This window comes from Pseudomonas sp. BSw22131, from assembly GCF_026810445.1.
In the GTDB taxonomy this organism is placed as follows: domain Bacteria; phylum Pseudomonadota; class Gammaproteobacteria; order Pseudomonadales; family Pseudomonadaceae; genus Aquipseudomonas; species Aquipseudomonas huanghezhanensis.
Genome location: NZ_CP113949.1, coordinates 3,021,936 through 3,041,627 on the forward strand (window position 1 = coordinate 3,021,936; position 19,692 = coordinate 3,041,627).

21 protein-coding genes are annotated in these 19,692 nt (G+C 60.3%); 12 read left to right on the forward strand and 9 right to left on the reverse strand.

From position 1 onward, the window contains the following. Positions 1–26: 26 nt before the first annotated feature. The 5 genes from OYW20_RS13450 (at position 27) to OYW20_RS13470 (ending at position 3,871) form a co-directional block, all read left to right on the forward strand. Positions 27–575 (forward strand): hypothetical protein, encoded by a 549-nt coding sequence (locus OYW20_RS13450; RefSeq protein WP_268796474.1) that lies wholly within the window; start codon positions 27–29, stop codon positions 573–575. A 185-nt stretch (positions 576–760) separates the two neighbouring features. After that, complete coding sequence (copC, locus tag OYW20_RS13455; RefSeq protein ID WP_268796475.1) at positions 761–1,150, forward strand: copper homeostasis periplasmic binding protein CopC; 390 nt, start codon at positions 761–763, stop codon at positions 1,148–1,150. 4 nt (positions 1,151–1,154) lie between these two features. Beyond that, positions 1,155–2,027: a copper homeostasis membrane protein CopD gene (gene copD / locus OYW20_RS13460; RefSeq protein ID WP_268796476.1), complete on the forward strand. Its 873-nt coding sequence runs from the start codon at positions 1,155–1,157 to the stop codon at positions 2,025–2,027. A 96-nt stretch (positions 2,028–2,123) separates the two neighbouring features. Continuing rightward, a complete protein-coding gene (ada, locus tag OYW20_RS13465) occupies positions 2,124–3,248 on the forward strand; it encodes a bifunctional DNA-binding transcriptional regulator/O6-methylguanine-DNA methyltransferase Ada (RefSeq protein ID WP_268796477.1) in 1,125 nt (374 codons plus the stop codon). Positions 3,249–3,349: 101 nt separating this feature from the next. Continuing rightward, positions 3,350–3,871, forward strand: a complete 522-nt coding sequence (locus OYW20_RS13470) for an antitoxin Xre/MbcA/ParS toxin-binding domain-containing protein (protein ID WP_268796478.1) — start codon at positions 3,350–3,352, stop codon at positions 3,869–3,871. Here OYW20_RS13470 and acuI read toward each other — a convergent pair. After that, entirely contained in the window at positions 3,817–4,800 is a 984-nt protein-coding gene (acuI, locus tag OYW20_RS13475) for an acrylyl-CoA reductase (NADPH) (RefSeq protein ID WP_268796479.1), read from the reverse strand. The two genes, OYW20_RS13470 and acuI, sit on opposite strands and share 55 nt — an antisense overlap. 61 nt (positions 4,801–4,861) lie before the next feature. Then, a complete protein-coding gene (gene acuR / locus OYW20_RS13480; protein ID WP_268796480.1) occupies positions 4,862–5,497 on the reverse strand; it encodes an acrylate utilization transcriptional regulator AcuR in 636 nt (211 codons plus the stop codon). 99 nt (positions 5,498–5,596) lie between these two features. Between acuR and OYW20_RS13485 the strand changes: the two genes are divergently transcribed. The 4 genes from OYW20_RS13485 to modC all read left to right on the forward strand — a co-directional run bounded on the left by OYW20_RS13485 (position 5,597) and on the right by modC (position 9,451). Further along, the gene (locus OYW20_RS13485) at positions 5,597–6,673 is read left to right on the forward strand and encodes an NAD(P)H-dependent flavin oxidoreductase (RefSeq protein WP_268796481.1); all 1,077 of its coding nucleotides are present in this window, start codon (positions 5,597–5,599) and stop codon (positions 6,671–6,673) included. 278 nt (positions 6,674–6,951) lie between these two features. Further along, positions 6,952–7,677, forward strand: a complete 726-nt coding sequence (gene modA / locus OYW20_RS13490) for a molybdate ABC transporter substrate-binding protein (protein ID WP_268801126.1) — start codon at positions 6,952–6,954, stop codon at positions 7,675–7,677. Further along, on the forward strand, positions 7,678–8,358 hold the full coding sequence (gene modB / locus OYW20_RS13495; protein WP_268796482.1) for a molybdate ABC transporter permease subunit: 681 nt from the start codon (positions 7,678–7,680) through the stop codon (positions 8,356–8,358). 4 nt (positions 8,359–8,362) lie between these two features. Further along, on the forward strand, positions 8,363–9,451 hold the full coding sequence (gene modC / locus OYW20_RS13500) for a molybdenum ABC transporter ATP-binding protein (protein WP_268796483.1): 1,089 nt from the start codon (positions 8,363–8,365) through the stop codon (positions 9,449–9,451). Positions 9,452–9,533: 82 nt separating this feature from the next. Here the strand turns inward: modC and OYW20_RS13505 are convergent, their stop codons facing one another. Then, complete coding sequence (locus OYW20_RS13505; RefSeq protein WP_268796484.1) at positions 9,534–9,977, reverse strand: thiol-disulfide oxidoreductase DCC family protein; 444 nt, start codon at positions 9,975–9,977, stop codon at positions 9,534–9,536. A gap of 230 nt (positions 9,978–10,207) precedes the next feature. On the opposite strand from OYW20_RS13505, the gene OYW20_RS13510 reads away from it, so the two are divergent. Both OYW20_RS13510 and OYW20_RS13515 read left to right on the forward strand, forming a co-directional pair. Next, a complete protein-coding gene (locus OYW20_RS13510; RefSeq protein ID WP_268796485.1) occupies positions 10,208–11,242 on the forward strand; it encodes a DNA topoisomerase IB in 1,035 nt (344 codons plus the stop codon). Positions 11,243–11,332: 90 nt separating this feature from the next. Beyond that, positions 11,333–13,999 (forward strand): excinuclease ABC subunit UvrA, encoded by a 2,667-nt coding sequence (locus OYW20_RS13515; protein ID WP_268796486.1) that lies wholly within the window; start codon positions 11,333–11,335, stop codon positions 13,997–13,999. A 7-nt stretch (positions 14,000–14,006) separates the two neighbouring features. On the opposite strand, the gene OYW20_RS13520 is transcribed toward OYW20_RS13515, so the two are convergent. From OYW20_RS13520 to OYW20_RS13530, 3 genes are all read right to left on the reverse strand, one after another. Continuing rightward, a complete protein-coding gene (locus OYW20_RS13520) occupies positions 14,007–14,240 on the reverse strand; it encodes a hypothetical protein (RefSeq protein WP_268796487.1) in 234 nt (77 codons plus the stop codon). Between the two features lie 62 nt (positions 14,241–14,302). After that, positions 14,303–14,521, reverse strand: coding sequence for a hypothetical protein (locus OYW20_RS13525; RefSeq protein WP_268796488.1), 219 nt, complete (start codon positions 14,519–14,521; stop codon positions 14,303–14,305). Between the two features lie 321 nt (positions 14,522–14,842). Continuing rightward, positions 14,843–15,568 (reverse strand): SDR family oxidoreductase, encoded by a 726-nt coding sequence (locus OYW20_RS13530; RefSeq protein WP_268796489.1) that lies wholly within the window; start codon positions 15,566–15,568, stop codon positions 14,843–14,845. Positions 15,569–15,702: 134 nt separating this feature from the next. On the opposite strand from OYW20_RS13530, the gene OYW20_RS13535 reads away from it, so the two are divergent. Further along, positions 15,703–16,614 (forward strand): LysR family transcriptional regulator, encoded by a 912-nt coding sequence (locus OYW20_RS13535; RefSeq protein WP_268796490.1) that lies wholly within the window; start codon positions 15,703–15,705, stop codon positions 16,612–16,614. A gap of 255 nt (positions 16,615–16,869) precedes the next feature. On the opposite strand, the gene OYW20_RS13545 is transcribed toward OYW20_RS13535, so the two are convergent. From OYW20_RS13545 to OYW20_RS13555, 3 genes are read right to left on the reverse strand one after another with little or no spacing between them, the layout of a single operon-like run. Then, positions 16,870–18,090 carry a cellulase family glycosylhydrolase gene (locus tag OYW20_RS13545; RefSeq protein WP_268796491.1) on the reverse strand — a complete coding sequence of 407 codons (1,221 nt, stop codon included), beginning with the start codon at positions 18,088–18,090 and terminating at the stop codon, positions 16,870–16,872. Beyond that, positions 18,090–19,157 carry a hypothetical protein gene (locus OYW20_RS13550; protein WP_268796492.1) on the reverse strand — a complete coding sequence of 356 codons (1,068 nt, stop codon included), beginning with the start codon at positions 19,155–19,157 and terminating at the stop codon, positions 18,090–18,092. The genes OYW20_RS13545 and OYW20_RS13550 overlap by 1 nt, the downstream gene beginning before the upstream one ends. After that, the gene (locus OYW20_RS13555) at positions 19,154–19,369 is read right to left on the reverse strand and encodes a hypothetical protein (protein WP_268796493.1); all 216 of its coding nucleotides are present in this window, start codon (positions 19,367–19,369) and stop codon (positions 19,154–19,156) included. Before OYW20_RS13555 ends, OYW20_RS13550 begins: the two co-directional genes overlap by 4 nt. Positions 19,370–19,692: the final 323 nt, after the last annotated feature.

Below are 19,692 nucleotides of genomic sequence, written 5' to 3' on the forward strand. Positions count from 1 at the left end.
TCTGACCGTTCTGGAGCACCACCACGATGAAAAGCCCTCACGAACCCATCGCAGGATCCCGCGCACTGTTGCTGGGGGTTTGCCTGGCCGCCGCCCTGCTGTCCGGCCCGGCACGTGCCGCAGGCGACGAAGACGCGCCACCCAAGCCCAACTGCCCGAAAGGCCAGGTCTGGGACAGCGCCAGCAAAAAATGCGTCACTCAGGTGAGCAAAGCCGTTTCGGACGCCGACCGCACGGACTACGCCTATCGCCTGGCCAAGGACGAGCGCTATGAGGAAGCGTTGTCCCTGCTCGACACCTTGCAAAACCCCAACACGGCCAAGGCCCTCAACTACCGCGGCTACGCAACCCGTAAATTAGGGCGCACCGACGAAGGCATCAGCTATTACCTGAAGTCTGTTGCACTGGACCCTGCCTACGCGCAAGTGCGGGAATATCTGGGCGAAGCCTATGTGATCAAGGGCCGTTTGGACCTGGCGCAGGAGCAACTGGCGACCATCGAAACCTTGTGCAGCAGAACGTGTGAGGAATACCAGGACCTGGCCGAAGCCATCGCCCAGGCACCCCAAACCTGATGCACCACCGGCGCCGGACTGTGCCCTCGACCCAGAGCGGCCGGGCGTTTAATGTCTGGAATCGGCGCCGGGTTTCTGGTCTAGTAGCGCGCGTGTCGTTGCGAACCGCTGCAGCGACCGCCTCGTTTTGACTGCCGCGCAACGTGCCGCACGGTTCATTGCTGCAACGATAAAAGGTACCGCTGATGTCCGCTCATCCCCTCAAGAAAGCCCTTGCCGCTGTAGCTGTTCTTGCTTCCCTCGCTGCCACCACTTCCGCCCTCGCCCATGCCCATCTGGAAAACCAGTCGCCCCCCGCTGACAGCGAAGTGCCGTCGCCCAAAGAACTGCGACTGACGTTCTCCGAAGGCGTCGAGGAAAAATTCAGCAAAGTCAGCATCAGCGTGGACGGCCCGGGTCAAGGCACAGAGGTCATTGCCGCACAGACTATCGCCACGGACCCTGCTGACAAGAAAACCCTGATTGTCACGCCCGCTGCTCCGCTCACCCCCGGCAAGTACAAGATCGAGTGGCACGCGGTGTCAGTCGACACGCACAAAAGTGAAGGCGTCTATCGCTTCACGGTAACCCCGTAAAGCCATGCACGAAGGATTGATCCTGTGCCGCTTTGTGCATTTCGGCGCGGTGTTGCTGCTGTTCGGCATCAGCGCATTCGGGATGTTGTTCCGGGCCTGCCTTGCAGGTTTCAACAGCAGCCCGCTGGCGCGCCATGTCGGGCAGCTGCGCAAGTGGCTTGCTGCCCTGGCCTTGCTGAGCGCCCTTGTGTGGCTAGCGCTGACCGCAGCGAGTATGGCTGGCGACTGGCGCGACGGCTGGGCGCCGGACACCCTCGCACTGGTGCTGGGTTACACTTTTTTCGGGCACGTGTGGATCGTCCATCTGAGCCTCAACCTGCTGGTGCTGCTTGCCGTTTATCGGCTGATACCGGTGTCATCCACTTTTTACGTCGTAGTCGTCGCGCTGCTGTTGTTCACGCTGGCGCCCGTCGGCCACGGTGCAATGTTCGACGGGGTTTACGGGCTGCTGTTGATCACCAACCAGATGTTCCATTTAAGCGGCGTTGGCACCTGGCTTGGTGGGCTGTTGATGCTGGCGATGTTACTGGCGACGCCACAAGGGATTGACCTGCGCAGGGTGTTACTGCGCTTCAGCGGTATTGGCTACGCTCTGGTGGCGACGATTATCGTGACCGGCCTGATCAATGTCCGCGCATTGAGCGGCGCGCTGTGGCCTGAGCCCGCGTTGAGTGGATTTGGTCTGGTACTGGCGATTAAGGCCAGCCTGGTGCTGGCGATGCTGGGACTGGCGGCGGTCAACCGCACGCTGGCCAAGTCTCAAGCGCCGGATTGGCGGTTGTTGCGTGCCAGCGTGCTGCTCGAAGGCGTGCTGGGCATGGCGGCGTTGGCGGCGGTTTCACTGCTGGGCACCCTGCCACCGATGCTCGCGGGATGATCCGCAGTTGGCGGAATTTGAGCGCAAGACTCGGAGTGCCCGCTGGCGGCTGAGCGAATAATCTGCACAGCATCACTCTTCAGAGGGCACGCCGCCATGTCATCCGTCAAAGCCGTTGCACACCCCGCTGCGCGCGCCAGTGCCGTCGAGCAGGATCCTCGCTGGGCGGCTGTCATGGCGCGCGATGCATCGGCGCAGGGCCAGTTTGTCTACGCCGTGCGCACCACGGGGATTTACTGCCCGCCCGGCAGCAGAGCCCGCCTCCCCCGGCCAGAGAATGTCGAATTCTTCGACAGCGCCAGCCAGGCACAGGCCGCAGGGTATCGACCCAGCAAACGCGCCTTGGGCCAGCAGACAGAACTGGCTGAGCAACACGCCAGGCTGGTGGCCCAAGCGTGTCGCCAGATTGCCAACGCCGAGCAACTGCCCAGCCTGCACCAATTGGCGGAACACGCTGGCCTGAGCCCTTGGCATTTTCACCGTATCTTCAAACAGCTGACCGGGCTGACGCCCAAACACTACGCCGCCGCTCATCGCGGCCAAAAGATGCGTCAGAAGCTGGGCGATGAGGTCTCAATCACCGACGCACTCTACGACGCTGGTTTCAACTCCAACAGCCGTTTCTATGAGGCGTCCGACAAGCTGCTGGGCATGAAGCCCACGGACTACCGAAAAGGCGGCACTGATCACGAGATTCGTTTCGCAGTCGGCGAGTGTTCATTGGGCGCGATTCTGGTGGCGCAAAGCGCTCGGGGCATTTGCGCGATTTTGCTGGGCGATGATCCGCAGCAACTGGTACGCAACCTTCAAGACACCTTCCACAGCGCAACGCTGGTGGGCTGCGACGCCCGATTCGAGCAGTGGGTTGCCACGGTGGTGGGGTTTGTCGAGGCACCAGGAGTAGGCCTTGATCTGCCGCTGGACATCCGAGGCACGGCGTTTCAGCAGCGGGTCTGGCAGGCACTGGCACAGATCCCGGCGGGCAGCACCGCCAGTTACGCTGAAATCGCCCAGCTAATCGGCGCGCCAAAGTCGTTTCGAGCGGTGGCTCAGGCGTGTGGCGCCAACACACTGGCCGTGGCCATCCCTTGTCATCGGGTGGTGCGCAGCGATGGCGCGCTGTCGGGCTATCGCTGGGGTGTGGAGCGCAAACAGGTTTTGCTTGAGCGCGAAGCGTCAGCGAGTGATGCGCTGACAACAGGCTCGTCTCCACGAGCCTGAACCAGTCGGTAACAACTTCACGAACAACTTCGCGACGCCTGCTGCCCGCTATCGACTAGCCTTTTTTTGACTAAAAACCCCGTCAGAGAGAGCAATTGCCGATGAGCAACTCAGTTCCGTACCGCCAAGCTGTAGCGAGCACGCGCAAGGCACCTTGCCCCACGACGTTCTGGTTGATCGCCGATCAACTCAATGCACGCACCGAAGACGAACGCCGGCGCTACATTCACGCAGGATTTCCGCCTAACTGGATCAAGGCCGTACGCGAGGCGTTCAGTCTGTGCCCGCAGCGCCTCTCGCAGTTGCTGAATGCGTCGACATCCACCCTCGAACGGCGGCAACGACACCAGCAGCCTCTGGACCTGGTGTCATCTGAACGCATGGACCGCGTCGCCGACATAGCCCTTCAGGCCTCCCGCATTCTGGGAGACCAGCGTTCCGCCAGCCAGTGGATGATGGCACGCAACCCCGCATTGAATGACCAGCCGCCCATCAAGCTGTGCGAGACCGAAATAGGCGCCCGCCAGATTCGAAGGGTGTTGGCGGCAATGCCGGAGCAGCCTGCCGGTCAACGATGGGTATCGACCACCACCCTGCCGCGCACGCTGCCCTGCAACAACTGATGCGCCACCTCGACCGCCTCATTGAGGCCGATTTCGTGGCTGATCAACGGGAGCAGAGTCTTGTCCAGATCCACCGCCAGTCGTGCCCAGGCGTCAACCCGATCCTGGTAAGGTCGCATCACGCTGTCGATGCCCGCCAACGTCACACCACGCAGGATAAACGGCGCCACCGAACCAGGGAATTCCATGCCTTGTGCCAGGCCGCACGCGGCCACCGTGCCGCGATAACGGGTGGTGGCGCAGACGTTGGCCAGCGTGTGGCTGCCGACTGAATCGATGGCTGCCGCCCAACGCTCCTTCCCCAGCGGGCGGCCGGGTTCAGACAAGGTCGCACGGTCGATGATCTCGGCCGCACCCAGTTGCTTGAGGTACTCGCTCTCAGCCATGCGGCCGGTCGAGGCCACCACGCGGTACCCCAGCCCGGCCAGCAGGGCGATGGCAAAACTGCCGACACCACCATTGGCGCCGGTCACCAGCACCTCGCCTTTGTCCGGCGTGAGGCCATTTTTTTCAAGCGCCATGACCGCCAGCATTGCCGTGTAACCCGCAGTGCCGATGGCCATTGCCTCTGAGGCACTAAACGCGGTGGGCAGCGGTATCAGCCATTTGCCTTGCAGGCGGGCTTTTTGCGCCAGTCCGCCCCAATGCCCTTCGCCAACGCCCCAACCGTTGAGAAGCACTGCGTCGCCCGGCTTGAAGTCGGGGTGGCTGCTGGTTGAAACGGTGCCGGCGAGATCAACCCCCGGCACCATCGGAAACGTGCGCACCACCGGACCTTTTCCGGTGATGGCCAAGGCGTCCTTATAGTTGAGCGTGCTGTAGGCCACGTCGAGCGTGACATCGCCGTCCGGCAAATCCGCTTCATCAAGGGATGCCACGCGCGCGTGATAACCGCTGTCGTCTTTGTTGATCAAAATACCGTTGAACATGCATGCCTCCTTTTTAGACCGATCGTCTAGAACCAGACCAGATGAACCCGCGTTGAATGCATTACCGGGGAAGCCCGCGCAAGAAACCTGCGATGAAGGTGTTGAGTGGCGCGTCGCTCTGCACCAGCCGGGCGCGCAATACAGCGCCTTCCCAACCGATCCAGAAATAGGCAGCCAGCTCGGCGCAATCGGCACCGGCGGGTAACTCTCCATCGGCTTTAGCGGCTTCAAGGCACTGCGCCAAGCGGCTTTGCCATGACACGAAAATGCTTTCCAGATGCTCGCGATACCCCGCGGGGAGCATGCTCACCTCCTGGCCCATGTTGCCCACCAGGCACCCACGCCTGAAGCCATGTCGCGCCATACTCGCCCGCGAATGCTGGACGAACCCGGCAAGCCGCTCCAGCGGTGACAAGGCTTCGTCGAGCAGCCAGCGATCCAGACGACGTGCGAAATAGTCGGCATAACTGTCGAGTACCGCGCGGCCAAAGGCGTCTTTGCTGGCGAAATAGTGATAAAACGAGCCCTTGGGCACTCCGACCCGCTTGAGAATGCCGTCGATGCCAGTGGCCGTAAACGCCTGTTCAGTGAGCACCTCAACGCCGCAGCGAATCAACGCCTGGCGGGTGTCAGTGTGTTGGCGGTCAACCTTGGGCGGGCGACCGGGCTTGCGAGGTAACGGAGTGTTTTCAGTCATGGACTGGATATTAGACCGATCGTCTTTAAAATCAAATTCGCCTGAAGACTCTTGTACGCGGCGCACTTACTCACTCAATTCCTCTTGGAGAACCTGCCCATGATTGCCTGGCCTGATACTCGCCTCCTCAAGCTGTTCGGCATTGAACTGCCCATTCTGCAAGCGCCAATGGCCGGTGCCAGCGGGTCGGCCATGGCAATTGCCGTCGGCAACGCGGGGGGTTTGCCTTCCCTGCCTTGCGCCATGTTGAGCGCCGAGCAAATCCATGAAGAGGTGAGCCTCGTCCGTCAACACACCCGGGCGCCGCTCAACCTGAACTTCTTTTGCCACCTGAGCCCGAAGGCTGACGCTCAAGCCGACGAGGCCTGGAAAACCCTCCTGCGGCCCTATTACGACGAACTGGGTGCTGACTTCGAGGCGCCGACGCCGGTGTCCAGCCGCAGCCCGTTCGATGCGCAGGCCTGTGAAATGATCGAGGCGCTAAAGCCCGAAGTCGTGAGCTTTCATTTTGGTCTGCCTGACGCGGCACTGGTGGCACGTGTGAAGGCGACAGGCGCAAAAATTATTTCGTCGGCGACCACCGTGGCCGAAGCGGTATGGCTTGAGCAGCATGGCTGTGACGCGGTTATCGCCATGGGGTACGAAGCGGGCGGTCATCGCGGGATGTTCCTCAGCGATCAGCTGGATACGCAGGTCGGCACGCTGGCGCTGGTGCCGCAAATGGCCGATGCCCTCAGCGTGCCGGTGATTGCCGCAGGCGGTATTGCGGACGGCCGTGGCATTGCCGCCGCGTTCGTACTCGGTGCATCGGCGGTGCAAATCGGCACCGCGTATCTGTTTTGCCCGGAAGCAAAAGTGAGCGCGCTGCACCAAGCGGCGCTGCGCTCTGCGACCGACAGCCAGACCGCCGTGACCAATATTTTTACCGGACGCCCGGCCAGAGGCATCGTCAACCGCATCATGCGCGAGATAGGCCCCATGAGCGCCGTCGCACCGGGGTTCCCCACTGCGGGCGGCGCGCTAATGCCGTTACGCGCCAAGGCCGAAGCACAAGGCGACGACGGCTTTATGAACCTGTGGGCCGGTCAAGCCGTGGGGATCAAGCATGAATTGCCTGCCGGTGATCTGACTCGGCAACTGGCGATTCAGGCGCTGGAAAAACTCGCGGGCCAGTGAAGATTGCCTGAGCATCAGCCGCCGGCTTGAGCACACCCGATACGGCTGATTCTTCACACGCTCATCGTGGGAATGGGCCTCCACCCCAGAGGCCATGAAAACCGCGAATCCCACGTGTTTGTAAACGGTGCTTCCTTGGGCTAGTGAGTCGCTATATATTTCGCTTCATAGCGATTGGCCGTTACCGGCCACCCCCCTTGTTCACCCCACCTGAAAACTGGAGCTGCTTGATGCGCCACCCTGTTCTCCGCCTCCGCTGTGCACTCAAATCCGTCGCCATGGCCGTTGCACTGTCATCAGCGGGCAGCGCCTTCGCCGACGAAGTGCAAGTGGCCGTCGCCGCCAACTTCACCGCGCCGATTCAGGCCATCGCCAAGGATTTCGAAAAGGACACCGGCCACAAGCTGATCGCCTCGTTCGGCGCCACCGGGCAGTTCTACACGCAGATCAAAAACGGCGCGCCGTTTGAAGTGTTCCTCGCGGCAGACGACACCACCCCCGCCAAGCTCGATCAGGAAAACGAAACCGTAAAAGGCTCGCGCTTCACTTATGCAGTGGGCACGCTGGCACTCTGGTCCGCCAAAGAAGGCTATGTCGACGACAAGGGCGAGGTCCTGAAGAAAAACCAGTATCAGCACCTGTCCATTGCAAACCCCAAGGCCGCGCCATACGGCCTGGCAGCGACACAAGTGCTGGAAAAGCTTGGCTTGACGGCCGCCACCCAGCCGAAAATCGTTGAGGGTCAAAGCATCGCTCAGGCCTATCAGTTCGTTTCCACCGGGAATGCCGAGCTCGGGTTCGTTGCCCTGTCGCAGGTTTACAAGGACGGCAAACTGAACAGCGGTTCGGCGTGGATCGTCCCGGCCAGCCTGCATGACCCGATCAAACAGGACGCCGTCATCCTCAACAGGGGCAAAGACAACGCTGCCGCCAAAGCGCTGATGGAATACCTCAAAGGCCCGAAAGCCGCTGCGGTGATCAAGTCGTTCGGGTATCAGCTGTAAATGCCGCTGGGCAGTGCCGACCTGGCGGCCATCTGGCTGACGCTGAAACTGGCGTCACTCACCACAGTGATTCTGTTGATCATCGGCACGCCCATTGCGCTGTGGCTGGCGCACACCCGGTCCTGGCTTAAAGGCCCGGTCGGCGCGGTGGTAGCGTTGCCGTTGGTACTGCCGCCGACGGTGATCGGTTTCTACCTCTTGCTGCTGCTCGGCCCCAATGGCGCCTTGGGTCAACTGACGCAAAGCCTTGGGCTGGGCACCCTCACCTTCAGCTTCACGGGGCTGGTCATCGGCTCCGTGCTGTACTCGATGCCCTTTGTGGTGCAGCCGCTGCAAAACGCATTCGTGGCCATTGGCACACGCCCCCTCGAGGTCGCCGCTACGTTGCGCGCCAACCCTTGGGACACCTTCTTCTCGGTGGTTTTGCCGTTGGCCAGACCGGGATTCATCACCGGCGCGATCCTCGGCTTTGCCCACACGGTCGGTGAGTTTGGCGTGGTGCTGATGATCGGCGGCAACATCCCCGACAAGACACGGGTGGTTTCCACGCAGATTTTCAACCACGTCGAGTCCATGGAGTACCTGCAGGCACACTGGCTGTCGGGCTTCATGCTGGTGTTTTCTTTCCTGGTTCTGTTGGCGCTCTACACCAGCGGCAAGACCAAAGCCGGCTGGAGTTGAAGTCATGACGCACCCCCTGGAAATCCGCCTGCAAGTGGGCTTCAACGAATTTGCACTGGACGTCGACCTGGCCCTGCCCGGCCGTGGCATCAGCGCCCTTTACGGCCACTCCGGCTCGGGCAAGACCACGTGTCTGCGTTGTATCGCCGGGCTGGAAAAGGCCGCTGTCGGGCTGATCCGCATTCATGGCGAGACTTGGCAGGACAGCGCCAAAGGCGTTTTTCTGCCCGCGCATAAACGTTCGCTGGGTTATGTGTTCCAGGAAGCCAGCCTGTTTGCCCACCTCACTGTCAAAGGCAATCTTGAATTCGGTCTGCGACGCGTTGCGCCTCGCGAACGCCGGGTCGATCTGGATCACGCCAGCCAATTGCTGGGGATCGACCACCTGCTGGCGCGGCAGCCGGACACACTGTCAGGCGGCGAGCGCCAGCGTGTCGGGATTGCGCGCGCGCTGTTGACCAGCCCGCGGTTACTGCTGCTGGACGAGCCGCTGGCGGCATTGGACGCCAAGCGCAAAAGCGAAATCCTGCCCTACCTCGAACGGCTGCACAGCGAACTGGATATCCCGATGTTGTACGTCAGCCATTCCCAGGACGAAGTGGCGCGGCTGGCTGACCATCTGGTATTGCTCAGCGAGGGCAAAGTGCTTGCCAGTGGCCCCATCGGCGAAACCCTCGCGCGGCTGGATTTGCCGCTGGCCATGGGCGACGACGCAGGCGTGGTGATTGAGGGCACCGTAATCGCGTACGACGCCGAGTACCACTTGCTGACCGTTCGCCTGCCGCACAGCGAGCTGTCGATCCGTGTGGCGCATTCGTCACTGCAAGCGGGCACGCCGTTGCGCTTCAAGGTGCAGGCCCGCGATGTGAGTCTCAACCTGCAACCCGATCACCAGACCAGCATTCTCAATCGTCTTCCGGTCACCGTCGTCGGCGAGGTGCCGGCCGATAACGCCGCGCATGTACTGGTGAGGCTCGATGCCAGCGGCACGCCGTTGCTGGCACGCATCACACGCTTTTCCAGGGATCAACTGCACCTTCACCCCGGCCAGATGCTCTGGGCGCAAATCAAATCGGTGGCATTGCTGGCTTGATCCGGACAGTCATAAAAAACGATCACCCTGAGTTGTTGAACGCCGATCCCCGCGATGGTCAATGAAACTGCGCTGAAGACGCCTATGGCAGGAAACGTCGCTGCTGGTCGGGGGTCGGCAGCCAGCAGGCATCGTGTTTACCGAACAGGCGATAGCGGTTCAGTGCAATCCGGTCGTAAACCCAGTCTCTGAGGGGACGGGGGAAAACGCGCAGCAGTCGCAGCATTGGCCAAGGGGTGGGCAACAGCGCAACGACTTCGAAGAACGCGTTAGAACGTATCCAGTATTGCGTGTCCCGAATAACCGCCATGGTATCGAACGTATCTAGCGGCAACCCGGCCCAGACAAGTAATGCCTGGCCTTCGGGCGACTGAACCGTCGCCAGCCGAATACGCGCATCCGGATCATGACGGATCAGGAATTTCACCCAGCCTTTGCATAACTTGCACACCCCATCGAAAAGCACCACGGTTTCGCCAGGGGCCAGTAACGGTGCAGGCTTTGGACGGGTCATACAGGCAGACATCGCAATAAGCTCCATCGGCGGATCAAGGCCGCTAGTTGATTGGGTTTTCTCAATTTCCTGAGCTGTTAACGGTTAGTCAAACGCTACCGCCGTGATCTTCAGTCAGCAGGATTGACGCAGTATCAACTGCGCTCAATCGGACCGGTCTGCCACGCCTGACCTGCAAAAAGTCGGCACGACTGAGAACCGACGTGGTCAATCCAAAGACCAGCCTTCAGGACAATGCGGTCATGCCCGACTCTGCCGTCATCGCTCAACTTCCCAAGGATCTGCATTACGTCGATGATGCCCAGCCTGGCTTCAGTCGAAAGGTACTGCGTGGCAAATTCGCTTATTTCGACAAGAACGGCGAGCGCATTCGCGACGAGGACGAGATCAAACGCATCAATCTGCTGGTTATTCCGCCAGCCTACACCGATGTGTGGATTTGCGCCGACCCGCGCGGGCACTTGCAGGCCACCGGTCGCGATGCCAAGGGCCGCAAGCAGTACCGTTACCACCCCCGCTGGCGCGAAATACGGGATGAAAACAAGTACTCGCGGATGATCGAGTTCGGCGTTGCGCTGCCCAAGGTGCGCAAGCAACTGGAGGCGCAGCTGTCGACGCCCGGTATGGGCCGCGACAAGGTGATGGCGGCGGTCGTGTCGTTGCTGGACGCCACGTTGATCCGTATCGGCAACAGCCAGTACGCCCGCGACAATCGCTCTTACGGCCTGACCACGCTGCGCAACAAGCACGTGGACGTCAAAGGCAGCGAGATCCTGTTCGAGTTTCGCGGCAAAAGCGGCGTGGAGCACCAGATCAGCGTCAAGGATCGGCGCCTGGCGAGGATCATCAAGCGCTGCATGGAATTGCCCGGCCAAAACCTGTTCCAGTACCTGGACGATGACGGCGAGCGCCACTCGGTGTCGTCTTCGGACATCAATAATTACTTGCACGACCTGACGGGCGCCGACTTTACCGCCAAGGATTACCGTACCTGGGCGGGCAGCGCGTTGGCACTGGCCACTCTGAGCAAGCTGGAGTACGAGCCGGAAGCGGACGCCAAAAAACACATCGTCGAGATGATCAAGGCGGTGTCCCGGCAACTGGGCAATACGCCCGCCGTGTGTCGCAAGTGCTACATCCATCCGGCGGTGCTGGAGGGTTTCCTGCTTGGCCAATTGCATAAGCTGCCCCCTTCGCGGCAGCGCAAGGGGCTGCGCGTCGAAGAGGTCGCGCTGGCGAACTTTCTCAAAGCGCTGCAAGCCCAAGCGCAGCAGTAACGCACCGTCGCACCCTCGCACTGAACGTGCCCAAACGAGCAGCGTGCATACCCACGCGCTGTAGCCGCCAACGCCCGACAAGGCTGGACAATGACTTCGAAGCTTCCACAGACCGCAACCTCTGCATCGCCCGCTCCGGCGACCCCGCACCACAGTGGATTCGTAAGGGTGCGTGGCGCCCGGGAACACAACCTCAAGGACGTTGATGTCGACATCCCGCGTGACTCGCTGGTGGTGTTCACCGGCGTGTCGGGTTCGGGTAAATCCTCGCTGGCGTTTTCGACGCTGTATGCCGAGGCCCAGCGGCGTTACTTCGAATCGGTTGCGCCCTATGCCAGACGGTTGATCGATCAGGTCGGTGTGCCCGATGTCGATTCCATCGACGGCCTGCCGCCCGCCGTGGCCTTGCAGCAACAACGTGGCACGCCCAGCACGCGATCGTCCGTGGGCAGCGTGACCACGTTGTCGAGCCTGATTCGCATGCTGTATTCGCGCGCCGGCAGTTATCCGCCGGGGCAACCGATGCTGTATGCGGAAGATTTTTCGCCCAATCTGCCCCAGGGCGCCTGCCCCAACTGCCACGGCCTGGGCCGCGTGTACGAAGTCACTGAGCAATTGATGGTGCCGGATGACTCGTTGACGATTCGCCAGCGGGCCATTGCTTCGTGGCCACCCGCCTGGCAAGGCCAGAATCAGCGGGACATTCTGGTCACCCTCGGCTATGACGTGGACATCCCTTGGCGTGACCTGCCGAAAACACAGCGCGACTGGATTCTGTTCACCGAAGAACAGCCCACCGCGCCGGTGTATTCGGGCCTGTCCCCAGAAGACACCAAAAGTGCGCTCAAGCGCAAACTCGAACCCAGCTATCAGGGCACGTTCACTGGCGCCCGTCGCTACGTGCTGCACACCTTTACTCATTCACAAAGCGCACTGATGAAAAAGCGCGTGTCGCAGTTCATGCGCGGCAGCCCTTGCCCGGTATGTGACGGCAAACGCCTGAAGCGTGAAGCGCTGTCGGTGACGTTTGCCGGGCTGGACATCGGTGAGCTGCAACAGATGCCGCTTCTTAGCCTGGCCGAGGTGCTGCGCCCTGTGGCTGCGGGCGCCTTCGCGCAGACGGACGAGGACAGCGCACCACTTGACCGCACGCAGCGGGACACCGCTCGCAAGCAGCGCGTCAAGGGCGGTGGCTCAGCCCATGATGCCGCGCCGGACGTGCGTGCGACGCCCAATCTTTCAGTCGAAAAACGTTTGGCGGCGCAACGCATTGCCCAGGATTTGCTCGCCCGTGTGAGCACGCTGACTGATCTGGGCCTTGGCTACCTCGCGCTGGACCGCAGCACCCCGACGTTGTCGTCAGGGGAATTGCAGCGCCTGCGGCTGGCGACGCAGCTGGGTTCGCAGTTGTTCGGGGTGATTTACGTGCTCGACGAGCCGTCCGCTGGCCTGCACCCGGCAGACAGTGAGGCGCTGTTTGAGGCCTTGCAGCAACTCAAGGCTGCGGGGAACTCGCTGTTTGTGGTCGAACATGATCTGGAGATGATGCGCCGCGCAGACTGGTTGATCGACGTCGGCCCTGCGGCGGGCGAGCATGGCGGTCATGTTCTTTACAGCGGCCCGCCCGCCGGCCTTGCGGATATCGAAGCTTCACAAACCCGCGCCTATCTGTTCGCAGAACCGCCGGCCCGCGCCGAGGCACGCCGTGTCGCTTCTGGCTGGTTGAAGCTTGCCGGGGTTACACGCAATAACCTGAGCGACCTTGACGCCGAGTTTCCGCTGGGCTGTTTCACCTCAGTGACAGGGGTTTCCGGCTCTGGCAAATCCAGCCTGGTGAGTCAGGCCCTGCTTGAGCTGGTCGGCGCAGCATTGGGTAACCCCGCCAGTGCTGCCGAGCAAGATGAGCCCAGCCTTGAGGACGACGCACCGCAGCCAACCGACGGACGTATCGCCAGCGGGCTTGAGACGATCACGCGCCTGGTGCAAGTCGATCAAAAACCCATTGGCCGCACGCCGCGCTCCAATCTGGCGACCTACACCGGGCTGTTCGACAACGTGCGCAAGCTGTTCGCCGCCACCGCGCAAGCCAAGGCCCATCGTTACGACGCGGGCCAGTTTTCGTTTAACGTCATCAAGGGCCGCTGCCCGGTGTGCGAAGGCGAAGGCTTCGTCAGCGTCGAATTGCTGTTCATGCCGAGCGTGTACGCACCCTGCCCCACGTGCCATGGCGCACGCTACAACCCTCAAACACTGGCAATCACCTGGCAGGGCCTGACCATCGCCGATGTGTTGCAACTGACTGTCGAGCAAGCCGTCGAGGTGTTCGCCGATCAACCGGCCGTGCTGCGCTCGCTGTCGGTGCTGCGCGACATCGGCCTCGGCTACTTGCGACTGGGGCAACCCGCGACCGAACTCTCCGGCGGCGAAGCCCAGCGCATCAAGCTGGCAACCGAGCTGCAGCGAACCCAGCGCGGCGCGACGCTTTATGTCCTGGACGAACCCACCACCGGATTGCACCCACGCGATGTCGACCGACTGTTGGATCAACTCAACAGGCTGGTGGAGAACGGCCATACGGTGATTGTGGTAGAGCATGAAATGCGCGTGGTCGCACAAAGTGACTGGGTCATCGATATTGGACCGGGCGCCGGCGATAAAGGCGGCAGCATCGTTGCCAGCGGGACGCCGGAGCAAGTGATCAGTGTCGGGGAAAGCCGCACCGCGCCCTTCCTGAAGAGGGCTTTAAGCGGTCAATGATCAGGCTTTAGGCGCCTGTCTCCACCTGGATCCCGGTAAAGCCGAGCACCTCGGCTTGCTGGAGAATGAGTTCAGGTGAGGCGTCTGCTTCGGGCAGGCTCAAACCGCTTTCAGAATCTCCAAAATGCAGTTCGATCAGATGAAGAGCGGCCTCGTGAGCCAGCAGTTGCCCGGAGGCGAGGTCGAAGGTGTGAGTGCGCGGCGTGTGCTCGAAGATGTAATTGACGGTGTACAACGGCATGCTCGACACCCCTGAAAACTCGCAATTTACCTTAGCTTCATCCGGCCGGGACAATTGCCGAATCAGGCCGCTGCGGCGGTTCGTACGTCGGTGACGGCTGCCGGGCCGCGGCGCAGGTAGCGCAGCCAGTTGTCAAAAGCCTGTTGCTGACAAAGCTGAGCTTCGTGCCATTGGCGGGTACCCACCTCATCCAGACGGATCAGCATCATTTGCGCAGTGGCCCTGTTCAGTTCGCACAGCAGTCGCTGGCTGTCTTCAGGGTGGATTTCAAAGGGCTGCATAAAGGTTGTCTCGATATGGCTGGACGTTAAGAAGACCCTTCAAAACCGAGGTTAATTCATACCAACGTTCTAATACTGACGAACGGCAAGCTGCATTAATTGCTTTGCGATCAGCAAATGGGTGTTCGAAAACGACTCGGATGATCCAGCTTTAGCCTCTGCGTTGCGCCCACCACCCACTTCAGAGGCTAAAGCATGGTGGCGGCGTAGCAGTGAGACGCGCCCTGGTGATTAGCGTACACGTGAGCTTCTTATTTCATTAGCCTATCGACAGGTGTCCCCTTCAGCCTCACTGGGACCCACTCAACTCTCGGGTAACTATCACCACGGCGCACTTTCTTGATCAAAAAAGAATTTGCCAGTGACGGCTGATGAAGCAAGGCAGGCTAGCCACACGATACCCGAAGCTGCCTGAGTAACTGTTCGGTAACCCGAATGCCCATTGAAATCGGTGGCGGTATAGCCGGGATCAACCGCGTTGACGCTGATACCAAAAGCAGCGAACTCTTTAGAGAATGCAATCGTCACCGCATTAAGGGCGGATTTTGAACTGTTGTAACCCATAGCCTCGACCCGTGAGTAAGGATGTGCTGGATCAGAAGTCCAAGTCAGCGAACCCAACCCGCTACTGACCATAACCACACAGGCTTTTTGCGCTGCTTTCAAAAGAGGAAGAAAAGCTTGAGTCACCCGTATAGGGCCGAACACGTTGGTCTCGTAAACGCTCTGGATGTCGCCGATCTCTTGTTCACTGGGCGCGATGGGTTGAGCGCCAGATATACCCGCATTATTGATAAGAACATCCAGTTTTCCGTCTTCCTTGAAAACCAGCTCAGCCGCCGCCCTGACGCTCTCTGTGTCGCGTACATCCAGAATGACCAGGCGGGCATCTATGCCATCGGTCACCAAGCGGGATACCGAAAGCGTGCCCAGGCTTTCGTCGCGGCTCCCAAGCCACACTCGATAACCCAGCAGGCCCATTTCACGGGCCGTTTCGAACCCTATGCTCTTGTTCGCACCGGTGATAAGAACATTTTTTCTACTCATTCCAGAACTCCAACGGTTATCCATCGAGGCAGATCAGCAACACGCTCGATTGGGAGCGCATAGGCCTTACACACCCTTTGTACCGTCCGCCTGGGTGATTGATAACCCGCTCGAATCCGAATAGCCTGATCGCTATGGCGAACAATATTGATCAATGCTCTCTGGATGACCTATCGATCTTTCTTGCGGTCTTCCGCGAAAATGGATTTCGCGCGGCTGCCAAGCGACTTGGCTTGTCGCCCTCCACCGTGAGCGAACGGATTTCGGCGCTGGAGTCAGGCTTGGGCGTACCCCTGCTCATCCGCACCACCCGAAGCGTTGTAGCAACTGCGGCTGGGCGTGAGCTGGCAGAGCGAATGTCTCCGCTTCTCGGGGAAATGAGAGCTGTGTTCGAGGATGTCGCCAGTTCCCTTCAAGACCTGAGAGGCGTGTTGAAGTTGAACGTGACAGGCGCGGTCATGGTGGACATTCTGCCGACACTGATTGATCGCTTTCTCGCACGCTATCCACAAGTGCGGATAGAAATAATGGTCGAAGACCGCCTCGTGGACGTTACCGCCGCTGGCTGCGATGCCGGGATACGCTATGGAGAGCACCTTGCACAAGACACCATTGCCGTCCCTATCGGCCCAAGGTCGCAGCAACTGGCTTTGGCTGCCGCCCCGTCCTATCTAGCGTCGCGCGGCACCCCCGCACATCCAGGCGAATTGATGAATCACGATTGCATCTGTCTACGGTATTCCAGTGGAGCAATGGTCAGCTGGGATTTTGTGAAGAATGGGGAAACCGTAAGCATTGATCCCCCAGGTCGATTGGTCATTGGGGTCGATGGGGTTGCAGCGGCTATTGATCTGGCGCGAAGTGGCAGAGGCATAATTGCAACCTTCGAGAATTGGCTGCGTCCGCATTTACAAAGTGGTGATCTCCAGCCGGTTCTAAATGAATGGTGGGATACGTTTGAGGGGCCGTGGCTCTATTTTTCCAGCAGATTCATGTCCGCTCCGTTGCGGGCATTCGTCGATTTCATTGAGCAAGAGCGTGGATAGAAGGTGAGTGTTTGATTTTCTTGACTAGTACCCATCGGCGGAAGCGTTTAAGTACGCACCGTGTCTTGGTTTTGCGGGGCTGGGTAGATGCCTTGCCCCGACGCTTACGACTGATGACAACCATCCCGGCCAGCCCCTCGCCTCGCGCTTCGCCCCACAGGGTTCGCGCCAGCGCGTCGGTTTTTTTGTCTGTCACGGTCATCACTTTTCTCCAGGTATAAAAAACCCGCCGAAGCGGGTATTGGGTGGATCGATTTACGGAAGCCTGGTCTTCAGCAGCGCCATGTACGGCGTGTCTGCTGTGTTGCCTTCACCGTATTCGAGCCGGAAGACGTAATCAGTCGTCCAGTTGCGACCGCCGCCCCATGCCGTCCAGCCTGCCCACACCGATGGGCTGCCTTGAACTGCGTCTATCAGGGCTGGTAATTCCGTTGCGCACTGCTCTTGCCCGGCGACCGTTGGATAACCGGCGGCGAACTCCCCGAGAAACAGCCGCCGGCCAGCGGCTGTAGCTGCTGCGGTGACATCCGTGAGCCGGGACGAGCCGCCACCGACCGTGCACACGCCAGAAACACCGGCCATGGTTGGGTCCAGGTATTTATGGACGTCCAGCACGACGTTGTTCAGTGGATCGATGATGGAGGATATGGCGCTGGCGGTGCCGTATGCGTGGATGCGATTCAGGCAGCCCGCCGCACGCAACGCAGCCGTACTGGAGCTGGCCATCGCGCCCCAACCCGCGTTCGGTGGCTCGTTCATCAGATCGAAGACAATCTTCGGATCACTGCCCAGGAAGGCGAACATCTTGGTCCAGTAGTCATCCAGTGCCGTGACAGGCACAGCAGCGCTGCCGACCTTCCCTTCCGGCCGGCTGCCATAGTTGTGCGCGCCGTCCACGATGCAGACCATGCCTTTGGACAGGACATAATTCATCGACGCTTTGTATTTGTCGGCCAGCCCGGTCGATCCGTTGGTGTCCAGGGTGCCGAACAAGGTCGGCTGCATGCGCTGCCAGAGCACCGGCATCCGGATGCAGTTGAAGCCCTGTCCGAACAGGTAATCGATAGTGGCATTGGTTGGGACGAACGCAGTCCTCGAGAACTCCATGCCCGACAGATTCACGCCCTTGAGCATCGACGGGAGCGTCGGCAGCGTTGGTGTGCCCACCACCTTCGCAATGGTCGCCTGCGGAATATCGATGCCGGTCGTCGCTTCAAAGAACTGGAGTGCGTGAGTCGCGCCGGTCGCAGGGGCGCTCACGGTTGTTCTGGTGATAACGATCGGGCCGGCAAACGCGGTGGTGAATGTCAGCTTGTCCACGCCGTCGAATGTAAGCCCGGTCGTGACGACAGCCTGCAAGGCCTGCACCAGCGTGGTCGTGAAGTCCGCGTCTTTCAGCGTTCCGCTTTGCCGAACCCGCACCGAGCCAGATTGGCTTGAGCCAGTGGATGCTATCGTGGTGGTGAATGTGGTCATCAGCTGGTCACCATGGTTGCCGTGAGAGTGCGGGTCAACGGATCTTCGGAACCGGTCCCGGCCAGATAGGCGTTCAGGATGAAGTTCAGGTCCAGCGCTTCAGCTTGGGTAAAGGCGCCGCCGAGGATGAAATACGAGTGCCTGGCCTTACTCAGGCGAGTGGTTGTCCAAGCCGAACTGGCGTAGGACGCCCGGCCCATGTATTTAATCGTGGTGTGCAGACCATCGTCGAACCACGGCAGCGAGGTGTTCGCAGCACTGGTATAGATTGGCTTCCCATCCAGGTACATCGCGATGGCAGTCGAAGACGTCCGCGATCCGAACCAGTGATGTGGAACCATCGGCACGGTGGCGACCAGGTTCGCCGCAGAGCCAATCTTGAAGGCTGTCAGGTTCGTGCCGGAAGCATCGGGCAGGATGTCGATGGCAGCCCCTGTGGTGCCGGCGTAAAGACCCAGCACGGTGCGAGACTTCGAGGTCGTGCCGTTGGTGTCCTGAATGCCGCCGCCGAACGACAGAGAATCGCGCTGGAACTGGGAGCCTGCCGCCATCGCCGCGACTGGGTCGAAACCTGAATCCAGGTAGAAGTCCGTGCCGTTGCCGAGAAACCCCTTGTACGGCAGGAAGTCGACGGTGCCCACGGTAGTGGCGTTGTACTGATCAGCCTTCCAGTTACGTGTACTTTGCTGAATGTCGGCACCAGGCATGACCAGCACATCGATGCGGCTCCAGTAACCTCTGTCGATCAGGCTTCTGATGCACGAATCGATCAGCGTCTTCACCTCCAGCGATGGCTGTGACGTCATCCGAGCGAACAATGCCTTGGATTGCGCAATGTACGGATCAGGGTCGGTGCTGATGACGGCCTGGGTGTACACGCTCAGCCAGGTGTTATTGACGCTGTACGACCAGCTGAAACTGTTCGGCGCTTCTGCCCGATCGGTCACCTTGACGACCTGCCAAGGGTGATCCGCGGCAAGATATGACTGCAGGTCGGCCAGCTGTTTGGTCGTTCCATCAGTTGAACCAGTGTCGAGCATCAGCCCGGTGCTTACGACGAGGCTCACCACTGCACCTCGTACGCCGCGCCATTAGTTGGGCTCACCTGGGTTGCGCTTGATCCGATGTACAGCGGATACGCTCCATCAGCAGTGAACTTGTCCACCGCCATCCATGACCCGCCGAACTTCTTCTCGAAGACGACACTGCCGTCATTGCCCTGCACCAGCAGAATGATCTGATTAACGCTGGCTTTCATTTCTTGCTGAGTCTTGGCCATGTTGGCTCCTTGTTCAGTAGCGCTTTGCCTATCTGCGGCAAAAAAACGCTCGATGGCGGGCTGGATTGTTTCGACGGGTTACGCGGGGTCGGAAGAAAGCGCTGATGGATCTGCAGCCATTTCCGGGATGGGCGGTGCTACTGGCTAACCAGGCTTCGACGGCCACGCAACCTGCGTCGCCACCGTTCCCAGAGAGAACTTATAGGCCTTCCACATCTTGATGTTCAACGTCAGGGCGGCAAGCTCGGCCTCATCCGCTTCCTCAGCGTCGCCCGCGTCTATGCCTTAACCCAACGTGTCTATGCGGTCTTGAGTGCGCGCGA

What these genes read in the sequence shown, in the direction of transcription:
- OYW20_RS13555 (WP_268796493.1), bottom strand. Translation starts at nt 19,369, where the DNA reads ATGGCCAAGACTCAGCAAGAAATGAAAGCCAGCGTTAATCAGATCATT.
- copD (WP_268796476.1), top strand. Translation starts at nt 1,155, where the DNA reads ATGCACGAAGGATTGATCCTGTGCCGCTTTGTGCATTTCGGCGCGGTG.
- OYW20_RS13470 (WP_268796478.1), top strand. Translation starts at nt 3,350, where the DNA reads ATGAGCAACTCAGTTCCGTACCGCCAAGCTGTAGCGAGCACGCGCAAG.
- OYW20_RS13450 (WP_268796474.1), top strand. Translation starts at nt 27, where the DNA reads ATGAAAAGCCCTCACGAACCCATCGCAGGATCCCGCGCACTGTTGCTG.
- OYW20_RS13545 (WP_268796491.1), bottom strand. Translation starts at nt 18,090, where the DNA reads ATGACCACATTCACCACCACGATAGCATCCACTGGCTCAAGCCAATCT.
- ada (WP_268796477.1), top strand. Translation starts at nt 2,124, where the DNA reads ATGTCATCCGTCAAAGCCGTTGCACACCCCGCTGCGCGCGCCAGTGCC.
- OYW20_RS13510 (WP_268796485.1), top strand. Translation starts at nt 10,208, where the DNA reads ATGCCCGACTCTGCCGTCATCGCTCAACTTCCCAAGGATCTGCATTAC.
- modA (WP_268801126.1), top strand. Translation starts at nt 6,952, where the DNA reads ATGGCCGTTGCACTGTCATCAGCGGGCAGCGCCTTCGCCGACGAAGTG.
- copC (WP_268796475.1), top strand. Translation starts at nt 761, where the DNA reads ATGTCCGCTCATCCCCTCAAGAAAGCCCTTGCCGCTGTAGCTGTTCTT.
- modB (WP_268796482.1), top strand. Translation starts at nt 7,678, where the DNA reads ATGCCGCTGGGCAGTGCCGACCTGGCGGCCATCTGGCTGACGCTGAAA.
- OYW20_RS13520 (WP_268796487.1), bottom strand. Translation starts at nt 14,240, where the DNA reads ATGCCGTTGTACACCGTCAATTACATCTTCGAGCACACGCCGCGCACT.
- acuI (WP_268796479.1), bottom strand. Translation starts at nt 4,800, where the DNA reads ATGTTCAACGGTATTTTGATCAACAAAGACGACAGCGGTTATCACGCG.
- modC (WP_268796483.1), top strand. Translation starts at nt 8,363, where the DNA reads ATGACGCACCCCCTGGAAATCCGCCTGCAAGTGGGCTTCAACGAATTT.
- OYW20_RS13530 (WP_268796489.1), bottom strand. Translation starts at nt 15,568, where the DNA reads ATGAGTAGAAAAAATGTTCTTATCACCGGTGCGAACAAGAGCATAGGG.
- OYW20_RS13485 (WP_268796481.1), top strand. Translation starts at nt 5,597, where the DNA reads ATGATTGCCTGGCCTGATACTCGCCTCCTCAAGCTGTTCGGCATTGAA.
- acuR (WP_268796480.1), bottom strand. Translation starts at nt 5,497, where the DNA reads ATGACTGAAAACACTCCGTTACCTCGCAAGCCCGGTCGCCCGCCCAAG.
- OYW20_RS13535 (WP_268796490.1), top strand. Translation starts at nt 15,703, where the DNA reads ATGGCGAACAATATTGATCAATGCTCTCTGGATGACCTATCGATCTTT.
- OYW20_RS13505 (WP_268796484.1), bottom strand. Translation starts at nt 9,977, where the DNA reads ATGTCTGCCTGTATGACCCGTCCAAAGCCTGCACCGTTACTGGCCCCT.
- OYW20_RS13515 (WP_268796486.1), top strand. Translation starts at nt 11,333, where the DNA reads ATGACTTCGAAGCTTCCACAGACCGCAACCTCTGCATCGCCCGCTCCG.
- OYW20_RS13525 (WP_268796488.1), bottom strand. Translation starts at nt 14,521, where the DNA reads ATGCAGCCCTTTGAAATCCACCCTGAAGACAGCCAGCGACTGCTGTGC.